Consider the following 21,168-nt stretch of genomic DNA (forward strand, 5'->3'; position numbering starts at 1 on the left):
GGGATTGAATGGATGATTTAGTTTTTCAACGATTATATGAAGACTATAACCGTGACGTATTCAACTTCCTCACTTATTTGACTCGTAATCGGGAAGTAGCCGAAGATTTGATGCATGAAGTATATGTGCGGGTACTCAAATCATATGGCCGTTTTGAAGGGAAAAGTTCTGAGAAAACTTGGCTGTTTGCGATTGCGAAAAATGTCTCGATTGACTATTTTCGAAAACAATCCACCATCAACAAACATGCAAACATTCATTTTGATTGGGAAACAGAGCAATTATCCTCAGCTGACCGTTTGCCTGAACAATTGATTGAAGCGGATGAAGAGCAAGAGCAGGTGCTTGATGTGTTGCACACATGTACGGGTGATCAGAAAATGGTCATCCTCATGCGCTTCTTTCAGGATCTATCAGTTGCTGAAACGGCTGAAGTTCTGGGCTGGACTGAAAGCAAAGTGAAAACGACACAGCATCGTGCAATCAAAGTATTGCAAGTAAAGTTGGAAGCGCGTTCCGCGAGGGAGGGGTGATGAGATGAGTAAAGACAAATGGAATGAAGATCATATCGAGAAACGTTTACGTGACATGCCTGTCGTGAAAGATCAGCGTTCCAAAGATGAGATTATGCAACGGTTAAAGGAAGACTCAAGACTTTCTGAGCCGAACGGGCCAAAGAAGAGGCCGTCGAAATCAAAATGGCCTCCCATCCTTGCAGCTATTGCAGCGATTGTATTGCTCACCATCCTCATGCCAACATTCATTCAGCAAAACAATGAAGTATCGATGGAGCAAGCAACGACAGAGGAATCGGCTGATCCTATTGAAGTGGAGAGTAGTGAAGAGATGCAGTCGAATGACGCAAGTGACGCATCTGTGTTTACTAGACAGGCTTCGACACCGCTGTCATATGCTGCTTATCCTTCCGATCTCATGGGTCACACAGTGTTTCATATTGGCCTGGCTACCAATCAGGCAACCATTGTTCCTGTGACATTCTTGATACCGAATGAACGCCTTGCTGAACGCTTAGGTACCTCTCCAGATGCAGTCGCGCTTTATAATGAGTATGCTAAAACACTTGACGAAGAGGCGCTAGGTTTTATAGAGTATCATCCGTATAAAGCGATGATTTCCTCGAACGGTAAGCAAGTTCAAATGAAATTTACTGCGGACCATACGTATGATACATCGAGTGCGACACTTGAGATGCTGAATCGATCCGTACAAGATACGTTTTTAGGATATGATGAAATAAAATTTTTACAAGAAGATGCCTCGCCCATTACGTTTGATCAAGTAGGTCAAGTGGAAGAACCTATCGCCTTGTCAGGAATGGTTTCGCATCAAGCGTATTATCGATTTTTAAAATCAGATGGTGAAGTAGTACTCTCCACCAATTTTGGTAAGACTACCGAAACGGTAGAGCAAGCTTTGAATGACATGAAGGTTTCACCAAATGATGTGTATTCGACTGTTGTACCTAAAGAAATAGATTTCACGGTCAAAGTAAACGAAGAGCTCGTCAACGTAAAATTTACTGAAGAGCTTGATTTAGATCAGATGCAACCGGAGGAAGCGATGCAATTAATAGACGGCATCTCGCTGACAGCGGCAAGTTTTGATAAATATGTAAAGTTTGATCAAGTTAAGCAAAAACACTGGAATGAATTTGACTTCACTCAGCCTGTAGAAAAGCCGATTGGTGCAAATCCACACTATTTAATTAACGAATAATTCTGTTTTGTAAACTCGCGAAGTTTACAAAACAGTTTTTTTACGTTATAATAGGTTCATAATCAAATATTGATTCATCTTCGGGGCAGGGTGTAATTCCCGACCGGCGGAAATGAAGTAGAATTCTACTTTTAGCCCGCGAGCTTAACAGCTGATTCTGGTGAGATTCCGGAGCCGACAGTATAGTCTGGATGGGAGAAGGTGAAGGTGCAGCCATCTTTTTGTGTACGCAAAAGTGGTGCTTGTTTCCTGACGGATAAGTTTGTATAATTTATCTGTTCTTAACAGTGCATTTTACTCTCCCTAAGGCATATTTTGCTTTAGGGATTTTTAGCGGGACAATAGATGAGCAAGCCTTTCCTCTTTTGAAGTGAATCGCAAAAGGAGAGAGGAACAAGTGAATAACAAGAAGTTACGTAAGCTCATTTTGGTGGCCATTTTGGGAAGTATTTCAACTGTATTAATGCAGTTCAACTTTCCGATCCCGGCGATGCCTGGATTTTTAAAGATCGATTTTAGTGAAATCCCTGCTGTTATGGCAATCATGACGATGGGACCAGTTGCAGGAATAGGCGTAGAGTTATTGAAGAACGTCATGCATTGGTTCTTATCAGGAAGCCCGACAGGAGTACCAGTAGGAGAAGTCGCAAACTTTGTGACAGGTATGCTATTCATTATGCCGATCTATTGGATTTTCATGAAATATCGTTCTACTAAAGGTCTTGCATCAGGTTTGATCGCTGGTACAGTAGCAATGGCAGTAGGTATGAGTGTACTAAATTACTTAGTATTCTTGCCGATGTACACATATTTCCTAGGTATGCCAGCAGTTACAGGCGACTCGTTGTATCAGATGATCATATTGGGAATCTTACCATTCAACCTGGTTAAGGGTGTTATGCTATTAGCCATCACGTTGATGTTATATAGAAGCATGGAGAAGTGGATTCTTCAGCAACAAAAGAAATTATCGTTCTAAATAAATACGCGCCAATCTTCCCTCAAAAGGGAGGCTGGCGTTTTTTTGTGTTTAAGAAGTTAAGTAGCGAGTACCAAGGGATTGAAGTGACAGGCGGCTCTCGATGGTTTAGCCTAATTAGATGGGAGTGCCAATGGAGCTTGCGATTGGTTGACTCACTGCTGCCCGCAAGGAAGCGTCCGCTTAGAGCTGAAATCCCATCCTGTAGCCTACCTACTTAATGCAAAAACAAAAAACAACACATCCGAAAATCGGAAGTGTTGTTAAGATTAAATTAATCTTCATATTTTAACGGATCACCTTCGAAGGCTTCGTCCGCAATTTTAATTGAATCGGTAGGGCAGCCATCATACGCATCCTCGAGGTCCTCCATCAGTTCTTCTGGAACTTCAGTGTTTCCCATGTTATCATCTAAAATAACAAATGCAATCCCCTCATCGTCATAATCATAGATATCCGGCGCAGCAGCCCCGCAGGCCCCGCAGGCTATACATGTATCCTGATCGACAATTGTATACTTTTTGCTAGACATTTGTCTTTCTCCCTTCTTCCATTCACTCAACCTATTTTGTATCTCCTCTATTCTAAAGCTGTTTTCATCACTTTTCAACAAAAAAACGTTATTTCTTCAGGGGGTAGCTCAAATGAGTTTCGATTCCATCTTATTGACGATCTTTCAACGCCTCCATGGTGAGCGTTCAGCGCAAGGTGTCTACCATATACTTCGCGGAAAACGATCAGGGCAGACATTACAAGACGTCGAATATTATCAAGTCAAATCATACTATGCATTGTTGCCGCAATTGACGGCAAGTGACTATCAACAAGCGCTAGAGCGGATGCAAGCAGAGGGTTTAATTTATATACATGAACTCGTCTATGTAACGGCAAAAGGACAAATGGCGACAGGTAGTGAAATGTGGCGATTTAATGGCTGGAATTACCGCGGACGTGAAAGAGAGTTTGCCAGACGGTTGGCATTGCTAATTCAGACATTGTCGAATTTACGCAGCGGTGAAACCATGTTCATGCCGATTCAGAAGGAGTTACCTACGCAGCAATTTATCAAAGAGTTTTTACGTAATCAATCAAGTTGTATGACCCATCTATCTACGTCATTGCGAATAGAATTGGAATATGTGCTAACTCACTCCTCGTTAACAGAATTACAACGCACGATAGTGAGCGGTCGATTGACGGGATTTCGGCTCACTGCATCTACTTGGGAACAGATGGCGGATAATGTAAATCTACCGGTTCAGACTATACAATTGTACTATATAGAGGCGTTACATATTTTACTTGATTTCATACAACAGCGACCCAACTGTCCGTTGCTTACGGAATTAGCGGCAGGTTGTCGAGTGGACACGTATTTGACACAATCTGCAGAACGAACACGGAAACTATTTGAAAGGGGCTATTCAGTAGAGCAAATCGCCTCTCTACGAAATTTGAAATTAAGTACAATAGAAGATCATTTTATTGAAATGGCAGCGAATATGGATAGCTTTCCATATGAAGATTTTGTAAAAGAAGAACAAATAGATGCGGTTTGGCGTCATGTTGAACAGTTACAGACGAAACGATTGCGTTTGCTGAAACAGCAATGCCCAGAATTATCGTATTTCCAATTGCGATTAATCATCATGATCGGAAAGAGGGAGAGTTGATGGAACTTCAAGACATATTGCGTCAAAAGTTTGGTTATGAATCATTCCGGCCCGGACAGCAAGAGGTCATTACCGAGTTACTAGCTGGACGAGACGCCGTGGCGATTTTCCCAACGGGTACAGGAAAATCACTTTGCTATCAATTACCCGCCTACATGCTCGACGGTGCAGTGATCATCATCTCTCCTCTCGTTGCGTTGATGGAAGATCAAGTAGCTAACTTGCGTAAACATAAAGAGAAGCGTGTTGTCGCTATCAATTCATTTTTATCGAGGCAGGAAAAGGAATTAGCGCTTTCTACTTTAGCGCAATATAAGTTCATTTTTCTATCGCCTGAAATGGTGATGCAAGAGCATGTCCGTCAACTTGTACAACAATTATCTATAGCTTTTTTTGTGGTAGATGAAGCCCATTGTATTTCAGAGTGGGGATTTGATTTTAGACCAGATTATTTACGGTTAAAGGAATTATTCTCAGTTTTAGAGAGAGCACCAGTACTGGCATTGACTGCTACTGCGAATGATAAAGTAGTGGAAGACATTACCACGTATTTGCACATGCGAAATCCTCACATCGAAAGACAATCAATCGATCGTCCGAATATATCGTATCGAGTGATGCATATGGATAATGAATGGGAAAAAACAGAATGGATTATACAGAGGCTTGCTACAACAATCGGTCCTGGTGTTATTTATGTTGCTTCACGGAAACGTGCAGATGAACTCGCTTCCATTATTCGAGAAAGAGGGATCCCGATAGCCAGCTATCACGGTGGCAAGGAACAGGATGAACGATCCATTATTCAACAACAATTTGTACAAGGTGAACTTGAGTGGATTTGTGCGACCAATGCATTTGGGATGGGAATTCATAAAGATGATATCCGGCAAGTTATTCATGAGCATCTACCGGCTACACCCAGCGCGTATATCCAGGAAGTAGGACGTGCAGGCCGTGACGGAGAACAAGCTGCGGCTACCCTTTTGTATAGTGAGCGGGATATTCAGAAAGTAAAGTTCATAGTGTATGAGGATCTACCAGATGAACAGCAAACTATGTATTATCATTCTTTACTGCAATCGGGTATTGGTAATCGAATGGCTGCTGAACAAGCAGGGCTAACCGAAGTATCTAGTCGTTTACTTGATTATTATTTGGGACAATTTAATGTAGCAAATGTTGTTCATCAAATCCAACAAATATATCGAGTGAAGGAGAAACAAATTGCGGAGATGGAGAACTATGCAAAAAGTGACAGTTGTTTACGAGAAAAATTAGTGCGTTTTTTTGGAGAAAATACTTCACCTGCAGAAGCAGATTGCTGTTCAAACTGTCAAAACCTTAATGAAGACTGGCTGATTAAGTCGGAACCACCAACTGAACAAGTAGTTGAAGCATTACAATGGCGCGAACGACTGCATCAATTATTAGGTTGAAGCAGACTGTCTGTATTTACTTTTTAGACAAAATTCGGCATAATAGATATAGATGAGTTTGTGAGCGGGTGTACTTTTTTGAGTGAATAAAGGAATTGCATCATATAATAGCAACGGACATTATGCGGTGTGAAGGAGAAATTAAACATGTTAAACGATCAGTATAAAATAGATGTTGAACAGCAGCGAAAAGAGATTAAAGAAAAAGTATCTTTCGATAAACTTCCTTCTCGTGCAGAAGTACACGGGAGAAAAAAAGAGGAGCAATATGGTCGTGTGAAAGTCATCAATATTTTTCTGGCGATTTTTACTTTAATCCCTATTGTTATACTGCTCTATGTATTATCGGATCTTCATTCTCCTGACGTTCCCGATCAAGTACCTGTTGAAAAAGTGGAGTTATCGGTAGGGTTTTACCCAGCCATGACAGATTACATGCATGCCGTTTCTAACATGCAGTACAATGGTTAGGGGTTTTACTGAATACTTGCTATACTACTAATGAAAATTACTACTACAAAAGCAAAGTAGACGCTTTGCTTTTTTCTATGGGAGTTGACTAATGAAAAAGGTTCGAATAGCGGGATTATCAGTTTTTTTGTCAGCGACAACCATGCTGACCTATATGTTTGCCTTAGCCCATCGGAATCGTGTGCTTACACACACGTTACATATTAATTCCAATCCAACTAATCAATTGAACGTGTTCTTTATTTCGGATATTCATAGGCGCAGTATTCCTCAACGGCTGATTGATGATTTACGTACGCGGTCTATTGATGCAGTGATCGTCGGTGGAGATGTGGCAGAAGGTGGTGTGCCAATTGAGCGAATCGAACGCAATATGCGTTTGCTCGCCTCAATAGGACCGATATATTATATTTTCGGCAATAATGACCAAGAAGTCGGTACAGAAAATATACTACGTGTAATGGAACAAGTTGGCGGAAAAGTGCTAGTCAACAGTACGGCATCGATACCGAACCACCCATGTTTCGGTATATGTGGGCTGCAAGATCCAAATAACGGAAAAGTAGAGATTGACCTGGCCGTGGATTCTGCAAAAGGATATGATCATCTCATACTCGCTGTACATAATCCTTCCTATTTCCGAAAGTTTGAAGAAAAGTTGCACGCGGAACTATCTCTTGCCGGCCATACACATGGAGGCCAGATCAGACTGGGGCCTTGGGGTATGCAAGACCTTGGTCGTTTCGAGACGACGGGGAATAGCGCGAAATTAATTAGTAATGGCTATGGAACGACGATGGTGCCGTTGCGTTTGGGTGCGAAACCCGAGTGTCATGTAGTGGAAGTTCATTACTAGAACGCGAGAAATTAGGAGAGTAGATGTCATGAATTCTGTAGATGCAGTAATTGTCGGTGGCGGTCCGTGTGGCTTGTCAGCGGCAATCGAATTGCAAAATATAGGTTTGTCGGTAGTGGTGATCGAAAAAGGAAATATCGTGCATTCAATTTATAACTATCCGACTCACCAAACATTTTTTAGTTCCAGTATGAAATTATCGATTGGCAAGACGCCATTCATTACAGCTATCGATAAGCCAAAGCGTAATGACGCCTTAGTTTATTATAGAACTGTTGCGCAAATCGAAAACTTGCAGATCAACAGTCACGAGCGAGTGGAAGATGTAGATCAACAGCATGATCGATTTGTCGTAACAACGAATAAAGCGGTCTATGATGCGAAATATGTCGTAGTGGCGACAGGTTATTATGACCAACCCAATCGTTTAGATGTCGAAGGAGAGAATTTGCCTACTGTTTACCATTACTTCAAAGAAGCACATCCGTACTTCAATAAAAAAGTAACAGTCATTGGTGGGAAAAACTCCGCTGTCGACGCAGCGCTGGAGTTACAGCGTGCAGGTGCGCATGTAACTGTTGTCTATCGAAATGATACGTACTCCAAAAGCGTGAAACCTTGGATATTGCCGGGCTTTGATAGTTTAGTGCGTAACGGTCAAATCGATATGCACTTTAACGCGTGTGTAACGAAGATTACAGAAAAAGCGGTCACTGTCAATCAGCAAGGGACAACATTTGATCTTGAAAGCGACTATGTCTTTGCGATGATTGGTTATCACCCGGATCATGCCTTTTTACGTAAAATAGGTATTGAAGTAGATGAACAATCTGGACGACCTGTCTTCAATGAAGATACGATGGAAACGAACGTGACTAATTTATTCATTGCTGGTGTTATTGCAGCAGGTAATAATGCGAACGAAATCTTTATCGAAAATGGGCGTTTCCATGGTGGAATGATTGCGAAATATATTGCGCAAAATAAGTGAATGGATGAGTCGCTTGCCTTGTAAGTCAAGCGGCTTTTATCGTTTTGGATGTGCTATACTAGCTTCATGAGGAGGCGCCTATGTTTATTTTACTGACAGTCGCAATAGCGCCGGCGCTGGCACTTTTCAGTTATTTATATTTACGTAAACAAATTGCTAAGGAGCCATCCAAGTCGCTATTCCATGCATTCATTTACGGTGCAATCATGACATTTCCTATTTTATTTATTCAGCATGTATTTGAAGAAGAGCATGTATTTAATAATGAGTTTTTCCGCAATGTATTATTTACGAGCAGTTTAGAAGAATTTTTTAAATGGATCATTATTTTTATTTTCGTATATAAAACCATTGAATTTGAAGATGCCTATGATGGGATTTTGTATGGAGCGAGTGTATCGCTTGGATTCGCCACAGTAGAAAACATTTTATATCTACTGTCTTTCGGTTTGGATACGGCATTTATTCGTGCATTACTCCCTGTTTCCAGTCACGCATTATTTGGTATTGTCATGGGGTATTATTTTGGTAAAGCTAAGTTTTCTGCTGCGTCAGAAAAAGCGAAATGGATTGCCATTGCATTTTTGGCGCCATTCTTGCTTCATGTATTCTACAATTCGATTTTATTTACCTATGATGATTGGCTATATTTAATGATTCCTTTTATGTTGTTCCTTTGGTGGTTCGGGCTGACGCGAGTGAAGTACGCGCACACTTTTGCGATGCAGCAATTTAGAAAAAGAAATCAATCAAACTTTTAGAAATCCGTCTGAATTACTCAGACGGATTTTTTGCCTTATAAAATACTGGATATTGGACAAACTACAAGGAAGCATAATTTTTTGGAGGTGGATGTCGATGAAGCGAACTACAAAACGCTTCCTATTTTTATTCCTGGCAGGCATCATGGTGTTTTCTATCTTTGTGAGTCATAGTGAAGCATTCAGCGGACGTGACTTGGCTAAAGGTGCAAAAGGAGACGATGTCATTGAGTTGCAAGCAAGGCTCCAATATATTGGTTTCTATCATGGAGAGATTGATGGCAATTTTGGATTTGGAACTTACTGGGCGTTACGCAATTTCCAAGAGCAATACGGCCTACCGCTTGACGGGATTGCAGGAAAAGGAACCAAGAAGAAGTTGCAAGGAATTTCTGATTACGATGAAAAGTATGTAAAGGGACAGATAGCGAAAGGGAACCAATTTACCTATTACGGTGGTCAGTCGCTGGAATCGCAAGTGAAAAAGGGGAGTGCACCACACAAGCAGTCGCAAACCCAAATGCAAGCACCGCCTAAATATACCGATCAGGATATTAATTTATTGGCCAATGCAGTGTATGGTGAATCTCGTGGAGAGCCATACGAAGGACAAGTGGCGGTAGCGGCAGTTATTTTAAACCGTGTCGAACATCCAGATTTTCCTGATTCAATTGGTGGCGTTATCTTTCAACCAGGAGCGTTTACTGCGGTTGCAGACGGACAGATTTGGCTAACTCCAAATGAACGCGCGAAAGAAGCGGTAATCGATGCAATCAACGGCTGGGATCCTTCAGAAAATGCAATTTACTATTTCAATCCAATCACGGCTACTAGTAAATGGATTTGGTCGAGACCGCAAATAAAGAAAATCGGTTTACACATATTTTGTGACTAATAGAAAGGAGGACCTAGCTTATTATGAAGCAAATGATTTTCATTCTGACCTATGCATGTATTGTATTGGGAATATATACGTTTGGAACGGTACGTGAAAATGAAGATTTATCGATTGCGTTGAATGCTCAATACTCGAAAAGTATGACGGATGCTTCGCAAAAACTTGGTGAGTTGGAAGAAGCAGTAAACAAGTCGTTACTCTTTGAAGATCAAAAAAGTTCTGCGAAGGAACGGGAAGATATTTGGCGACTATCCTCAGACATCAAATCATCTATTTCTTCACTTCCTGTAGACCAAAGTTTCTCTACTTCTTGGATGAATTACTTAGGCCGGTTAGGGAATTTCGCAAAGGAATCTACAGAACAAGGTGACTCAGATGAATATTATGGTGTGATGCAACGTGCTTCAGAAAATTTGAATGAATTGACAAGTGAATGGCAGTTGGCAACCAAAGATATGTTTTCAAAAAGAATGTCTATGAGCAACTGGGAGAAAAAATTACGTGACTCACCCGATGGTCAGGCGAATTGGTCGAAAATGGGCGAGTCAGTTATGGAATACACAGAAGCAGTATTTCCTTTAACAGCAAGTGAGTCTGATGCAGAAAAGAAAAAAGAGTTGCGTAATATTAAAGATAAGAAAATTACCGAGGATGAAGCGATTCAAAAGTTCAAAAAACTTCTACCGAGTGTATCGAATGATGTCATTGCAGCGGAAAAAAGTAGGAAAGGTGCACCATATCCGTTTTACCATATTCGTTTTGCTGAAAACTCTTCAATCGGCTATATAGACGTAACTGAAAAAGGTGGACATGTTCTGTCATATCTCGTGGAGCGCCGCATGGGCAAGCCAACCGTATCCTATGAAGAGCTAGAGAAAATGGCAGATGAGTTTTTACGGAAGGCGGATTATACAGATTTGGTTTTAGAAGAGGCTAGAGAAAATGATACCGCATGGCACTTTGTTTACGTTCGAGTGGATCCTGAGAATGACGCCAAAGTATTCTCAGACCCAATTCATATTAAATTAGCAAAAGACAATGGTGAAGTGATCGGTTTGAATGCGTCGGAATACATTCGTAAAGAACAGCTGAAACCACAGCCTATTCGAACAGCAGAGTGGCACACGTTCTTTAGACCGGATGTTACAGTAATGGCTCAAGAGCTTGCGTACGTGGAAAATAGTCAAATGGAGCAACGACTTGCGCATTATTTAACCATTGTTTCTGGAGAAGAAAATGTGGAAACGTACAAGATTCTCGTTGACACGGAAACGTTAGAAGTCATTACGACAGAAAAACAATAAAAAGGATTGGAAAAATTTACTCCACATGACATAATGATAGTATAGGACGAATGGCAGGTGGAGAAATGAGACTAAGTATCGGGACAGTATTAACATTAGAAAAAGATTATACCGAGGAATCGGAGAAATTTAAATGCCGCGTCGTCGATATTGAAGATGAAGGGCATTTCATGATGGATTACCCGATCAACATGATGACGGGCAAGACAGCATTCTTTATAGATGGTACACAGCTTCTCGTTACATTCGTAGATCAGTATAAGATGTCCTATGCATTTCGTACAGAGGTGCATAGCCGAGTTAACCAAACGATACCGATGCTTAAACTTAAATATCCTGGTGATCAGCATCTGATAAAAATCCAAAGAAGAGAATTTGTTCGTGTTGAAACGTCTTTGGACGTGGCATTACAAGCAGATTCCGCATCGTTGCAATTGGTATCGTTAGATCTCAGCGCTGGCGGATTAGCAGTCAATATGAAAGACCATGACTACTTCACGCAAAATACAGAAGTGACATTATTGATCGTATTGTATTTCTCGAAAACAGAAATCAAATATGTTTCATGTAAAGCGAAAGTAGTCAGAAACTGGGAAAGCGAAAAGCGTAGATTGAGCTCTTTCATGTTTGAAGAAATAGACGACAAAGATCGACAACACATTATTCGCTATTGTTTTGAGCGACAGTTAGAATTACGAAATAGCTAAAGGAAAAGTCTGTCGAGAGCAGACTTTTCCTTTTTGCTTATGGTACAATAAAGGCGTAAATGGAGGGGTTTTCATCATGACAGGTGGAATGAGAATCGCAATTGATGGACCTGCAGCAGCAGGTAAAAGTACAATTGCTAAATTAGTTGCTAAAAAATTAGGATATACGTATATCGATACAGGAGCTATGTATCGTGCGATTACTTACAAAGTACTTCAAAGCGCCATCGATCCACGCAATGAAGAAGAAATCACGCGGTTGATTGCACAAACAGAAATCGAATTGCAACCGGGTGAACAAGTGCAAAAAGTTTTGCTAGACGGTATAGACGTAACCGATGCGATACGTTCGCATAAAGTAACGACTAATGTTTCAGCGATAGCGGCTTTGACATCTGTTCGTGAACTTTTGGTCGCTAAACAGCGAATTCTGGCAGCGGAATCACCTGTAGTAATGGATGGCAGGGATATAGGGACTGCCGTCTTGCCTGAAGCGGAGTTGAAAGTATTCATGACAGCTTCCGTGGAAGAGCGTGCAAAGCGTCGCTTACTAGAAGAGCAGAAGCGTGGAATGAAGTCGGATTATGAAACATTGAAAAGAGAAATCAGTGAGAGAGATCAAGCGGACACTCAACGTAAAATTTCTCCATTAAAAAAAGCAGAAGATGCGATTATAATTGACACAACAGGGAAAACAATAGAAGAAGTGACGAATAGTATTGTCGAATATGCCGAAAAGAGGTTATCTAAATGAATTTATATCCACTAGGCAAATTTTTGATTAGTACTGTTTGTTTTCCACTTTATCGAATTAAGGTAATCGGCAAAGAAAATTTCCCGAAACAAGGCGGCGTGCTCTTATGTACAAATCATATAGATAATTTAGATCCGCCTATTGTCGGTATTACATGTCCGAGAACGGTTCACTTTATGGCCAAAGAGGAGTTATTTGATAAGCCGGTTCTTAAAACGTTGTTACCAAAAGTTCAAGCATATCCTGTAAAACGCGGCATGAGTGACCGGGAAGCATTCCGTAAAACCATTAAACTATTACGCGAAGACAAAGTGGTAGGTCTCTTCCCAGAAGGAACTAGAAGCAAAACGGGAGAGATTGGAAAAGGTTTGGCGGGCGCTGGATTCTTTGCGTTAAAAGGTGGAGAGGCGAAAGTCGTCCCTTGTGCAATTATTGGACCGTATAAAGCCTTTTCTCAATTGAAGGTCGTGTATGGAGAAGCGATGGATATGACGCCATATCGTGAAAGAAAAGCTTCTGCTGAAGAGGTAACAGAGGCCATTATGGCAGAGATATCCAAGTTAATAGAACAGTACAAATAAAAGAATAAGTGTAATTTTTTGTTTTTAAGTCTCAATTCGCATAATATAGAGATAAGATTCATTATGGAGGAGGGCTACATATGACTGAAGAGATGAATATGGATGAAGTTAAAGAATACGGTGAAGGTGCACACGTAACGGGTGTAGTAACAAAGGTTGAAGAGAAATCGGTGACGGTTGAAATCGCCGGTGCTCCTTTTGACGGTGTGATTCCGATCAGTGAACTTTCTAGCTTGCATATTGAAAAAGCAGCAGATGCAGTCTCAGTCGGTGACGAATTAGAATTGGCGATTACCAAAGTGGAAGACGAGGCGTATGTCTTGTCCAAGCGCCAAGTAGATGCAGAAAATGCATGGGATTCATTAGAAGAGAAGTTTGAAAGCGGTGAAATCATCGAAACAGAAGTAAAGGACGTAGTAAAAGGCGGACTCGTTGTCGACCTTGGTGTTCGCGGATTTATTCCAGCTTCTTTAGTAGAAGATCACTTTGTAGAATCATTTGATGACTATAAAGGACGTACGATGACATTTAAAATTGTTGAAATGGATAAAGAAAAGAACCGGTTAATCTTGTCTCACCGTGCGGTTGTCCAAGCGCAGAACGAGCAGAAAAAAGAAGCTGCACTTTCTGAAATTCAAGAAGGTGACATTCTAGATGGTACAGTACAACGTATCGCTTCTTTCGGTGCATTCGTTGATATCGGCGGGGTAGACGGTTTGGTACACATTTCGCAAATTTCACACGGACATATTGAGAGTGTGTCGGACGTGTTGAAAGAAGGAGACGAAATCCAAGTCAAAGTATTGTCTGTCGACCGTGATGCGGAGCGCGTATCTCTATCCATTAAAGATACATTGCCTGGACCATGGGAAAATATCGAAGAAAAGGCAGAGGTCGGCTCTGTACTGGATGGCACGGTGAAACGTCTTGTAGCCTATGGCGCATTCGTTGAGATCTTGCCTGGCGTGGAAGGACTCGTTCACATTTCACGTATTGCACATGAGCATATCGGTACACCACAAGAAGTCCTTGAAGAAGGACAGTCTATACAAGTCAAAGTATTAGACGTAAATCCACAAGAAAAACGTATTTCATTGAGCATTAAAGATCTTGTTGAAAAGCCTCAAGAAGCACGTGAAGAAAACTTTAGTTATGAAATGCCTGAAGAAACAACTGGCTTCTCTTTAGGAGATGTGATTGGTGATCAACTGAAGAAATTCCAAAAATAATCTTTAGAATGTGATAAACTAGCCACAAATGTTAAATAAGCGTAACCGGAATGATGATGCTTTCATATGCATCATCATTCTTTTTGTGTATAATATTCTAAGATAGGTCGGAAGGGTGTAATGAAAGAAAATGAAAAAACCAACAGTAGCAATCGTAGGAAGACCAAACGTCGGTAAGTCGACAATCTTTAACCGGATCGTAGGCGAACGTATTTCGATCGTAGAAGACGTTGCCGGTGTAACGCGAGATCGTATATACAGCGCAGCAGAATGGTTGAATTATGAATTTAACTTAATCGATACAGGCGGTATTGAACTAAGTAATGAGCCATTACTTGATCAAATCCGTATGCAAGCTGAAATCGCCATTGAAGAAGCGGACGTCATCATCTTCTTGACGAATGGTCGAGATGGTGTGACAGATTCAGATGAACAAGTCGCACGTATGCTGTATAAAACGAACAAGCCAGTCGTATTGGCTGTAAATAAAGTGGATAACCCAGAGATGAGAGATATGATTTACGATTTCTACTCACTTGGATTTGGCGAACCATATCCGCTGTCCGGATCACACGGCTTAGGCCTTGGTGATTTATTGGACGCAGTCGCAGAGAGCTTTAAAGATATGAACTTGGAAGAAGAGGAAGACGATTCCATCAAGTTCTGTTTAATTGGACGTCCGAATGTCGGAAAGTCGTCACTTGTTAACGCATTACTTGGTGAAGATCGGGTCATCGTCAGCGATATCGCTGGAACGACAACAGATGCGATTGACTCTACAAAAGTAGTAGACGGGCAAGAATTTAAAATTATCGATACTGCGGGGATGCGTAAAAAAGGGAAAGTGTACGAAAACACAGAGAAATACAGTGTACTACGTGCTTTAAAAGCAATTGATCGCTCTGACGTTGTGTTGATTGTCATGAATGCAGAAGAAGGTATTCGTGAGCAGGACAAGCGTGTAGCTGGCTTTGCGGAAGAAGCGGGAAAAGGCGTCATGTTTGTTGTCAACAAGTGGGATACGCTTGAGAAAAATGATAAGACGATGAATAAATTTATCGATGAAATTCGTGATCAGTTTAGATTTCTAGACTATGCACCTATTTTCTTTGTTTCAGCTAAAACGAAGCAACGTGTGCATACGTTATTCTCCAATATCCAATTGATTAGCGAAAATCATGCGATGCGCATTCAGTCAAGTGTCTTGAATGAGGTAGTAGAAGATGCTGTAGCTAGAAATCCTGCACCTTCAGATAAAGGACGTCGTTTGCGGATTTACTATGCAACACAAGTTGCTGTGAAGCCACCGACATTCGTGGTTTTTGTCAACGAACCAGAACTTATGCACTTTTCTTATGAACGCTTTTTACAGAACAGATTACGTGAAGCCTTTGGATTTGAAGGCACACCAATCCGCTTGATCACAAGAGCGAGAAGCTAACTATACAAACAGAAAGGGTGGAGGTAATGGAGAAAGTCTCTATATTCGGTGCAGGCAGTTGGGGAACCGCACTCGCTGTCGTGCTGGCTGAAAATGGACATAACAGCTTAATTTGGACAAGACGTGCAGAACAAGCGGATGAAATCCATAATCAGCACACGAACAACCGGTATTTGCCAGATGTGAAACTGCCCGATAACCTTAGCTCTACTAGTGAACTACAGGTAGCGGTCCAGCATGCAAAAACGATCATACTGGCCGTACCGACCGTTGCGATGCGTGAGACGTGTCGCCATATACAGAAATTCCTAACCGAACCGGCTATATTTGTCCATGTCTCCAAAGGAATTGATCCGGATTCATTGGAACGGATATCTGAAATTATTGCAGACGAAATTGATGAAACATTACGCGATGCTATTGTAGTGCTGTCTGGACCGAGTCACGCGGAGGAAGTCGTACGTCGACATCCTACGACGGTGGCGGTGGCTTCGAGCAACATGGAAGCGGCAGAACAAATACAAGATTTATTCATGAGCAATTATTTCCGTGTCTATACGAATAAAGATGTAATCGGCGTGGAGCTTGGCGGAGCATTGAAAAATGTCATCGCTTTAGCTGCTGGAATTTCTGATGGTCTTGGATACGGTGATAATGCAAAGGCTGCTCTTATTACAAGAGGTCTAGCAGAAATCACGCGTCTGGGTGTCAAAATGGGTGCGGATCAACAAACATTTTCCGGATTGACGGGACTTGGTGACTTGGTCGTTACATGTACAAGTGTCCACTCGAGAAACTGGCGCGCAGGCAACTTACTTGGGAAAGGCCAGTCTTTAGAAAGAGTGACCGAAGAAATGGGTATGGTCATAGAAGGTGTGCGTACCACAAAGGCTTCGTTTCAGTTGGCGCAACAGTTTGATGTCAACATGCCGTTGACAGAAGCCTTATATTCCATACTATTTGGAGGCGTTCCACCTAAACAAGCTGTGGATCAATTAATGACCCGTGGTAAGAAACAGGAAATTGATACATTTTTCGGTATTTAAACAGTAGGAGGGTGACAATTTTGTCCTCGTTAGATAAAATGTGGCTATCTTTTTACGCAATGGGATTCATGGTGATTTCAATGGGCTTGATTTATTTGAGCCGCTATAAAATAAAAAACCGTGTAGTACGAATTCTATTTGCGATTATTGCCTATACACTATTAATTACATCGTTCTTCGCAATGGTCTATTTAGTATTCAACGGACCGACTGGAGGCGCCTAACATATGAATAAACGAATACTTATACTTTCAGTTATAATCTGCGGACTATTACTGTCCGCTTGTGGCGGCCGTCCGCCTGAAGAAAAACAAGCAAGTGAAACACCGTACCCTGAAATGCAAGAGACCATCCAAAAGGCTGTGGAGCGTTACCAGGAACAATCAGGCGGATTATTACCAATTAAAACACGTGATCAAGAAACCGATCAATTCATCAAATATCCAATCGAGTTCTCGAAAATCGTTCCAGACTTCACTGAAAAGATTCCGTCTAACGCATTTGAAAACGGTGGTATCTTCCAGTACGTTCTGATAGATGTGGAAGAAAATCCTACAGTTAAACTTGTTGACTTGCGTACAACTGAAAAACTGCGCGACTTAAACTTGCGCAAATTTATCAATGGAGAATTACCATTCTTAGATCCAGTTGGCGACAACGTCTATGCAGTAGACTTCAAGAAAATGGGTTTTAAAGAACCACTAACTGTCCAAAGTCCGTATTCTGACGCCCACCTACCCATCGTAGTAGGTGGCGACGGGAATTTCTACGTAGACTACTCCATCGACCTCAACAAGATCTTGATGGAACAAAAGCCAGAAGTAGAACCCGGCACAGACATCCGATACCTACTATACGAAGACTCCCTAGTCCTCCCGGCATATTCCTTGCCGTACACAGTAGACGAAAACAACGAACCGGTGTTTATGAAAAAATAATGTTCTCTAATTTACAGGTGGCCTCATGTATTAGCACTTGAACTTTACATATTCAAAGAGTGATATAAACTGTCACCACATTGTAACTAGGATTGTAGTGGAAGGCGGCGACTCCCGCGGGAATAGCATGAGCTTGAGACCCTGGACTGAACGAAGTGAAGGAAGCGGCTCAAGCCACGCCCTCCGGAAAGCGATCCCATCTGGAGTACCAATCCCGAACCGTTACAAAGTTTATTAACTAAATTAGCACCATTACCTAAAAAACGTTTCATGCAACTATGCATGAAACGTTTTTCTATTTCATAAGCTACAATGCGGAGAAAAAGGAGGGCTAATGATGAAAGAAGAACTATACGAAAACTTAGCTAGAAGAACAGACGGCGACATTTATATAGGCGTGGTAGGCCCTGTTCGAGTAGGGAAATCCACATTTGTCAAACGAGTCATGGAGGAAGTTGTAATCCCCAACATGACGGATGCCAACGATCGGATACGCGCACAAGACGAACTTCCCCAAAGTTCACCAGGTCCCGTAATTATGACTGCAGAACCCAAATTCGTACCTGCCCAAGGCACAAGCGTTTCAATAGGGGACGGTGAACTGGAATTCCAAATTCGCCTAGCGGACTGTGTAGGCTACGTCATAGATGGCGTTAAAGGATACGAGGATGAGGAAGGACCGAAATACGTCCATACACCATGGCACAACGAGCCGATCCCGTTCCAAGAAGCAGCGCGCATTGGGACGGACAAAGTGATTCGTGATCACTCCACCATCGGAATCTTGCTGACAACGGACGGAACAGTGAACAACATTTCACGTGCATCTGCTGAAGTCGCTGAGAAAGAAATTGTTTCGAAACTGCAAGAAATCGGTAAACCGTTTGTCATTGTATTAAACTCTAAAATGCCAGCCCATGAAAAAGCGTTGGAACTGAAACAGCAATTACATGAAAAGTATGGTGTTCCCGTAATTGCTATTAGTGCGGACCAGCTCAATGCGACGGAGATCCAGCTCATTCTTAAAGAGGCGCTCTATGAGTTCCCCATCACGGATATTGAGCTACAACGTCCTGACTGGATGGAGGAACTAGGAGATAGCCACAAGCTGAACGCACGTATCGATCAGCTAATTACAGATGGATTCCTCGGTGTCTCTAAAATTCGTAAAGTTCAGGAGATTGCGGAACTATTGCAAGAAGAAGAGTTCGTTAGACAAGCGGAAGTAATAGAAGTGGATGCAGGAAAAGGTCGGGCAATCGTCAAAATTGATATGGATGAGCAAGCTTTTGTGAATGTGTGTGAAGAGTTCATGGGAACGGAAATGCGTTCGAAAAAAGATTGGCTTGTGTTTATTCAAGAAGCAGTTAAGGCGAAAAAATCGTATGATATGTATGCAGAAGCAATCGATACAGCGAAAAAATCTGGTTATGGCGTCGCGTTGCCATCGATTGAAGATTTCCAGCCAACTGCTCCTGAATTGATTAAACAAGACACATTTTATGGTGTGAAAATGAAAGCGAAAGCCCCTTCACTTCATATTATACGAATCGATATGGAAGCGGAATTTGCTCCATTGATCGGCTCTGAATTCCATAGTCATCACTTGTTGAAGGAATTGAAAAATGCTTATTTACATGATCGGGAAGCGCTATGGGAAACGCAATTATTTGGCACACCACTTCACGAGGTCATGAAAGAAAGTATCCGATTTAAGACTGCAGCAGTTCCAGATCGAGCAAGAAAACGCTTGCGTGAAACGATTGAACAAATGGTGAATGATGGAAATAAAGGTATGATTACGTTTATTGTTTGAGGAGAAAAGCTAGAAAGTAACGTAGGAAATGTAGTTTGTAATGAAGAAAGATCCGTCAAATACGGGTCTTTTTTCTTTGCTTTTCGATCAAAATCGCTTGAAATGCCGTGAATAAAGGAAAAGCTCGATAATATTGTTGCACCGTGGTTTTTCTTATGTTACTCTTTTTACAGTGTTAACAGCAATAGCATCCCCCTTTGAGAGGAGGTGAACGGTGTGAATAAAACAGAATTAATTAACTCTGTGGCAGAAGCGGCAGGTCTAACAAAAAAAGACGCAACTAAAGCTGTTGAAGCTGTATTCGATACAATTCAATCGACTCTTGCTAACGGTGATAAAGTTCAATTGATTGGTTTCGGAAACTTCGAAGTACGCGAGCGTGCTGCACGTAAAGGACGTAACCCACAATCAGGTGAAGAAATCGAAATCGCTGCAAGTAAAGTTCCAGCTTTCAAAGCAGGTAAAGCACTTAAAGACGCAGTAAAATAATTCGAGATTTTACATAGGAGTCCGTCCAGCGAATCTGTTCATCAGATGGCCATGGATGGACTCCTTTCCGTTTTTTTAATGGTATACATAAGGAAGTACAAGTAACTATACGGAATGCATGGAATGTGCTAGTATTTTGGGGAAATAGGTTTTGTTCCAACAAGGAGGACATGCTGTGATGAAAGAGCAAGATATAAATAAATTAGAGCAGGCAGTTACGATGATTTTGGAAGCAATCGGTGAAGATCCGACTCGTGAAGGATTACTTGAGACGCCAAAACGTGTAGCCAAAATGTACCAAGAAGTGTTTGAAGGTTTACATAAAGATCCAAGAGAATATTTCGATACAGTATTCCATGAGAATCATGATGAAGTCGTACTGGTGAAAGATATTCCATTTTATTCTATGTGTGAGCATCACTTAGTACCGTTTTTCGGTGTAGCTCATGTAGCCTATATTCCGCGTGATGGAGTAGTTGCAGGTTTGAGCAAGTTGGCAAGAGCTGTTGAAACGGCAGCGCGTCGTCCGCAATTGCAAGAACGCATTACATCCAGTGTGGCAGATGCCATGATGGAAAAGTTGAATCCCCATGGTGTCTATATCATCATCGAAGCTGAACATATGTGTATGACGATGAGAGGAATTAAAAAGCCTGGAGCCAAGACCATCACCACTGTTGCTAGAGGAATCTATGAACATGATGACGTGAAGCGTGCTGAAATTCTATCTCTAATTAGAACAAACTAAGGTCTTTGCCGAGCGCTTGCTGTATATGCTATCATTAGGATTATATATAGACTGGAGATGCGAAAATGACACAACCAGATTATCTAATTATCAAGGCGAAAAAAGATGGAGTAAATGTCATTGGGCTTACGAGAGGCAATGACACGAAGTTTCACCATACCGAAAAGCTAGATAGGGGAGAAGTCATGATCGCGCAGTTTACTGAGCATACCTCCGCTATCAAAATTCGGGGTGAAGCTGAAATTCATACAGCTCACGGTGTAATTGCGAGCGAAGAAAAAGAATGACCGTATATCTTACGGGAATGGAG

Annotated in this window: 24 protein-coding genes and 1 riboswitch; of the genes, 23 read left to right on the top strand and 1 reads right to left on the bottom strand. The window is 41.6% G+C overall.

Annotation, left to right across the window (positions count from 1 at the left end):
• Positions 1–8 precede the first annotated feature (8 nt).
• The 3 genes from SporoP17a_RS15755 (at position 9) to SporoP17a_RS15765 (ending at position 2,716) form a co-directional block, all read left to right on the top strand.
• The gene (locus tag SporoP17a_RS15755; RefSeq protein ID WP_083035565.1) at positions 9–533 is read left to right on the top strand and encodes an RNA polymerase sigma factor SigX; all 525 of its coding nucleotides are present in this window, start codon (positions 9–11) and stop codon (positions 531–533) included.
• A 4-nt stretch (positions 534–537) separates the two neighbouring features.
• Complete coding sequence (locus SporoP17a_RS15760; RefSeq protein ID WP_083035566.1) at positions 538–1,737, top strand: GerMN domain-containing protein; 1,200 nt, start codon at positions 538–540, stop codon at positions 1,735–1,737.
• A gap of 72 nt (positions 1,738–1,809) precedes the next feature.
• Positions 1,810–1,944, top strand: a riboswitch (FMN riboswitch).
• A gap of 190 nt (positions 1,945–2,134) precedes the next feature.
• The gene (locus SporoP17a_RS15765; RefSeq protein ID WP_083035567.1) at positions 2,135–2,716 is read left to right on the top strand and encodes an ECF transporter S component; all 582 of its coding nucleotides are present in this window, start codon (positions 2,135–2,137) and stop codon (positions 2,714–2,716) included.
• 274 nt (positions 2,717–2,990) lie between these two features.
• Here the strand turns inward: SporoP17a_RS15765 and SporoP17a_RS15770 are convergent, their stop codons facing one another.
• Complete coding sequence (locus SporoP17a_RS15770) at positions 2,991–3,248, bottom strand: ferredoxin (RefSeq protein WP_083036167.1); 258 nt, start codon at positions 3,246–3,248, stop codon at positions 2,991–2,993.
• 112 nt (positions 3,249–3,360) lie between these two features.
• Here SporoP17a_RS15770 and SporoP17a_RS15775 point away from each other — a divergent pair, with 112 nt between their 5' ends.
• The 20 genes from SporoP17a_RS15775 to mtrB all read left to right on the top strand — a co-directional run bounded on the left by SporoP17a_RS15775 (position 3,361) and on the right by mtrB (position 21,145).
• Positions 3,361–4,389: a YpbB family protein gene (locus SporoP17a_RS15775; RefSeq protein ID WP_083035568.1), complete on the top strand. Its 1,029-nt coding sequence runs from the start codon at positions 3,361–3,363 to the stop codon at positions 4,387–4,389.
• Entirely contained in the window at positions 4,389–5,828 is a 1,440-nt protein-coding gene (locus SporoP17a_RS15780; protein ID WP_167693453.1) for a RecQ family ATP-dependent DNA helicase, read from the top strand. Before SporoP17a_RS15775 ends, SporoP17a_RS15780 begins: the two co-directional genes overlap by 1 nt.
• 147 nt (positions 5,829–5,975) lie before the next feature.
• The gene (locus tag SporoP17a_RS15785; RefSeq protein WP_083035570.1) at positions 5,976–6,299 is read left to right on the top strand and encodes a hypothetical protein; all 324 of its coding nucleotides are present in this window, start codon (positions 5,976–5,978) and stop codon (positions 6,297–6,299) included.
• A gap of 91 nt (positions 6,300–6,390) precedes the next feature.
• Complete coding sequence (locus SporoP17a_RS15790; RefSeq protein ID WP_083035571.1) at positions 6,391–7,155, top strand: metallophosphoesterase; 765 nt, start codon at positions 6,391–6,393, stop codon at positions 7,153–7,155.
• Between the two features lie 28 nt (positions 7,156–7,183).
• Positions 7,184–8,146: a YpdA family putative bacillithiol disulfide reductase gene (locus SporoP17a_RS15795; protein ID WP_083035572.1), complete on the top strand. Its 963-nt coding sequence runs from the start codon at positions 7,184–7,186 to the stop codon at positions 8,144–8,146.
• Between the two features lie 80 nt (positions 8,147–8,226).
• Positions 8,227–8,907, top strand: a complete 681-nt coding sequence (gene prsW, locus SporoP17a_RS15800; protein WP_083035573.1) for a glutamic-type intramembrane protease PrsW — start codon at positions 8,227–8,229, stop codon at positions 8,905–8,907.
• Between the two features lie 97 nt (positions 8,908–9,004).
• Positions 9,005–9,802: a spore cortex-lytic enzyme gene (gene sleB, locus SporoP17a_RS15805; RefSeq protein WP_083035574.1), complete on the top strand. Its 798-nt coding sequence runs from the start codon at positions 9,005–9,007 to the stop codon at positions 9,800–9,802.
• Positions 9,803–9,825: 23 nt separating this feature from the next.
• A complete protein-coding gene (locus SporoP17a_RS15810) occupies positions 9,826–11,109 on the top strand; it encodes a PepSY1/2 domain-containing protein (RefSeq protein ID WP_083035575.1) in 1,284 nt (427 codons plus the stop codon).
• 65 nt (positions 11,110–11,174) lie between these two features.
• Positions 11,175–11,816 carry a flagellar brake protein gene (locus SporoP17a_RS15815; RefSeq protein WP_156890590.1) on the top strand — a complete coding sequence of 214 codons (642 nt, stop codon included), beginning with the start codon at positions 11,175–11,177 and terminating at the stop codon, positions 11,814–11,816.
• A gap of 76 nt (positions 11,817–11,892) precedes the next feature.
• The gene (gene cmk, locus SporoP17a_RS15820) at positions 11,893–12,570 is read left to right on the top strand and encodes a (d)CMP kinase (RefSeq protein ID WP_083035577.1); all 678 of its coding nucleotides are present in this window, start codon (positions 11,893–11,895) and stop codon (positions 12,568–12,570) included.
• Positions 12,567–13,151: a lysophospholipid acyltransferase family protein gene (locus SporoP17a_RS15825; protein WP_083035578.1), complete on the top strand. Its 585-nt coding sequence runs from the start codon at positions 12,567–12,569 to the stop codon at positions 13,149–13,151. The genes cmk and SporoP17a_RS15825 overlap by 4 nt, the downstream gene beginning before the upstream one ends.
• 80 nt (positions 13,152–13,231) lie before the next feature.
• Positions 13,232–14,380 (top strand): 30S ribosomal protein S1, encoded by a 1,149-nt coding sequence (gene rpsA, locus SporoP17a_RS15830; protein WP_083035579.1) that lies wholly within the window; start codon positions 13,232–13,234, stop codon positions 14,378–14,380.
• A 130-nt stretch (positions 14,381–14,510) separates the two neighbouring features.
• Complete coding sequence (gene der / locus SporoP17a_RS15835; RefSeq protein ID WP_083035580.1) at positions 14,511–15,821, top strand: ribosome biogenesis GTPase Der; 1,311 nt, start codon at positions 14,511–14,513, stop codon at positions 15,819–15,821.
• 26 nt (positions 15,822–15,847) lie between these two features.
• A complete protein-coding gene (locus SporoP17a_RS15840) occupies positions 15,848–16,867 on the top strand; it encodes an NAD(P)H-dependent glycerol-3-phosphate dehydrogenase (RefSeq protein WP_083035581.1) in 1,020 nt (339 codons plus the stop codon).
• A gap of 20 nt (positions 16,868–16,887) precedes the next feature.
• Positions 16,888–17,091, top strand: a complete 204-nt coding sequence (locus tag SporoP17a_RS15845; RefSeq protein ID WP_083035582.1) for a DUF2768 domain-containing protein — start codon at positions 16,888–16,890, stop codon at positions 17,089–17,091.
• Positions 17,092–17,094: 3 nt separating this feature from the next.
• Positions 17,095–17,805 carry an LptM family lipoprotein gene (locus tag SporoP17a_RS15850; protein WP_083035583.1) on the top strand — a complete coding sequence of 237 codons (711 nt, stop codon included), beginning with the start codon at positions 17,095–17,097 and terminating at the stop codon, positions 17,803–17,805.
• A gap of 337 nt (positions 17,806–18,142) precedes the next feature.
• The gene (gene spoIVA / locus SporoP17a_RS15855) at positions 18,143–19,621 is read left to right on the top strand and encodes a stage IV sporulation protein A (RefSeq protein WP_083035584.1); all 1,479 of its coding nucleotides are present in this window, start codon (positions 18,143–18,145) and stop codon (positions 19,619–19,621) included.
• A gap of 216 nt (positions 19,622–19,837) precedes the next feature.
• Positions 19,838–20,110, top strand: coding sequence for an HU family DNA-binding protein (locus SporoP17a_RS15860; RefSeq protein WP_037561579.1), 273 nt, complete (start codon positions 19,838–19,840; stop codon positions 20,108–20,110).
• Positions 20,111–20,288: 178 nt separating this feature from the next.
• Positions 20,289–20,858, top strand: a complete 570-nt coding sequence (gene folE, locus SporoP17a_RS15865) for a GTP cyclohydrolase I FolE (RefSeq protein ID WP_083035585.1) — start codon at positions 20,289–20,291, stop codon at positions 20,856–20,858.
• A 65-nt stretch (positions 20,859–20,923) separates the two neighbouring features.
• Entirely contained in the window at positions 20,924–21,145 is a 222-nt protein-coding gene (gene mtrB / locus SporoP17a_RS15870; protein ID WP_029053045.1) for a trp RNA-binding attenuation protein MtrB, read from the top strand.
• Positions 21,146–21,168 lie beyond the last annotated feature (23 nt).

The sequence above is a fragment of the Sporosarcina ureae genome, from assembly GCF_002082015.1.
In the GTDB taxonomy this organism is placed as follows: Bacteria; Bacillota; Bacilli; order Bacillales_A; family Planococcaceae; genus Sporosarcina; species Sporosarcina ureae_A.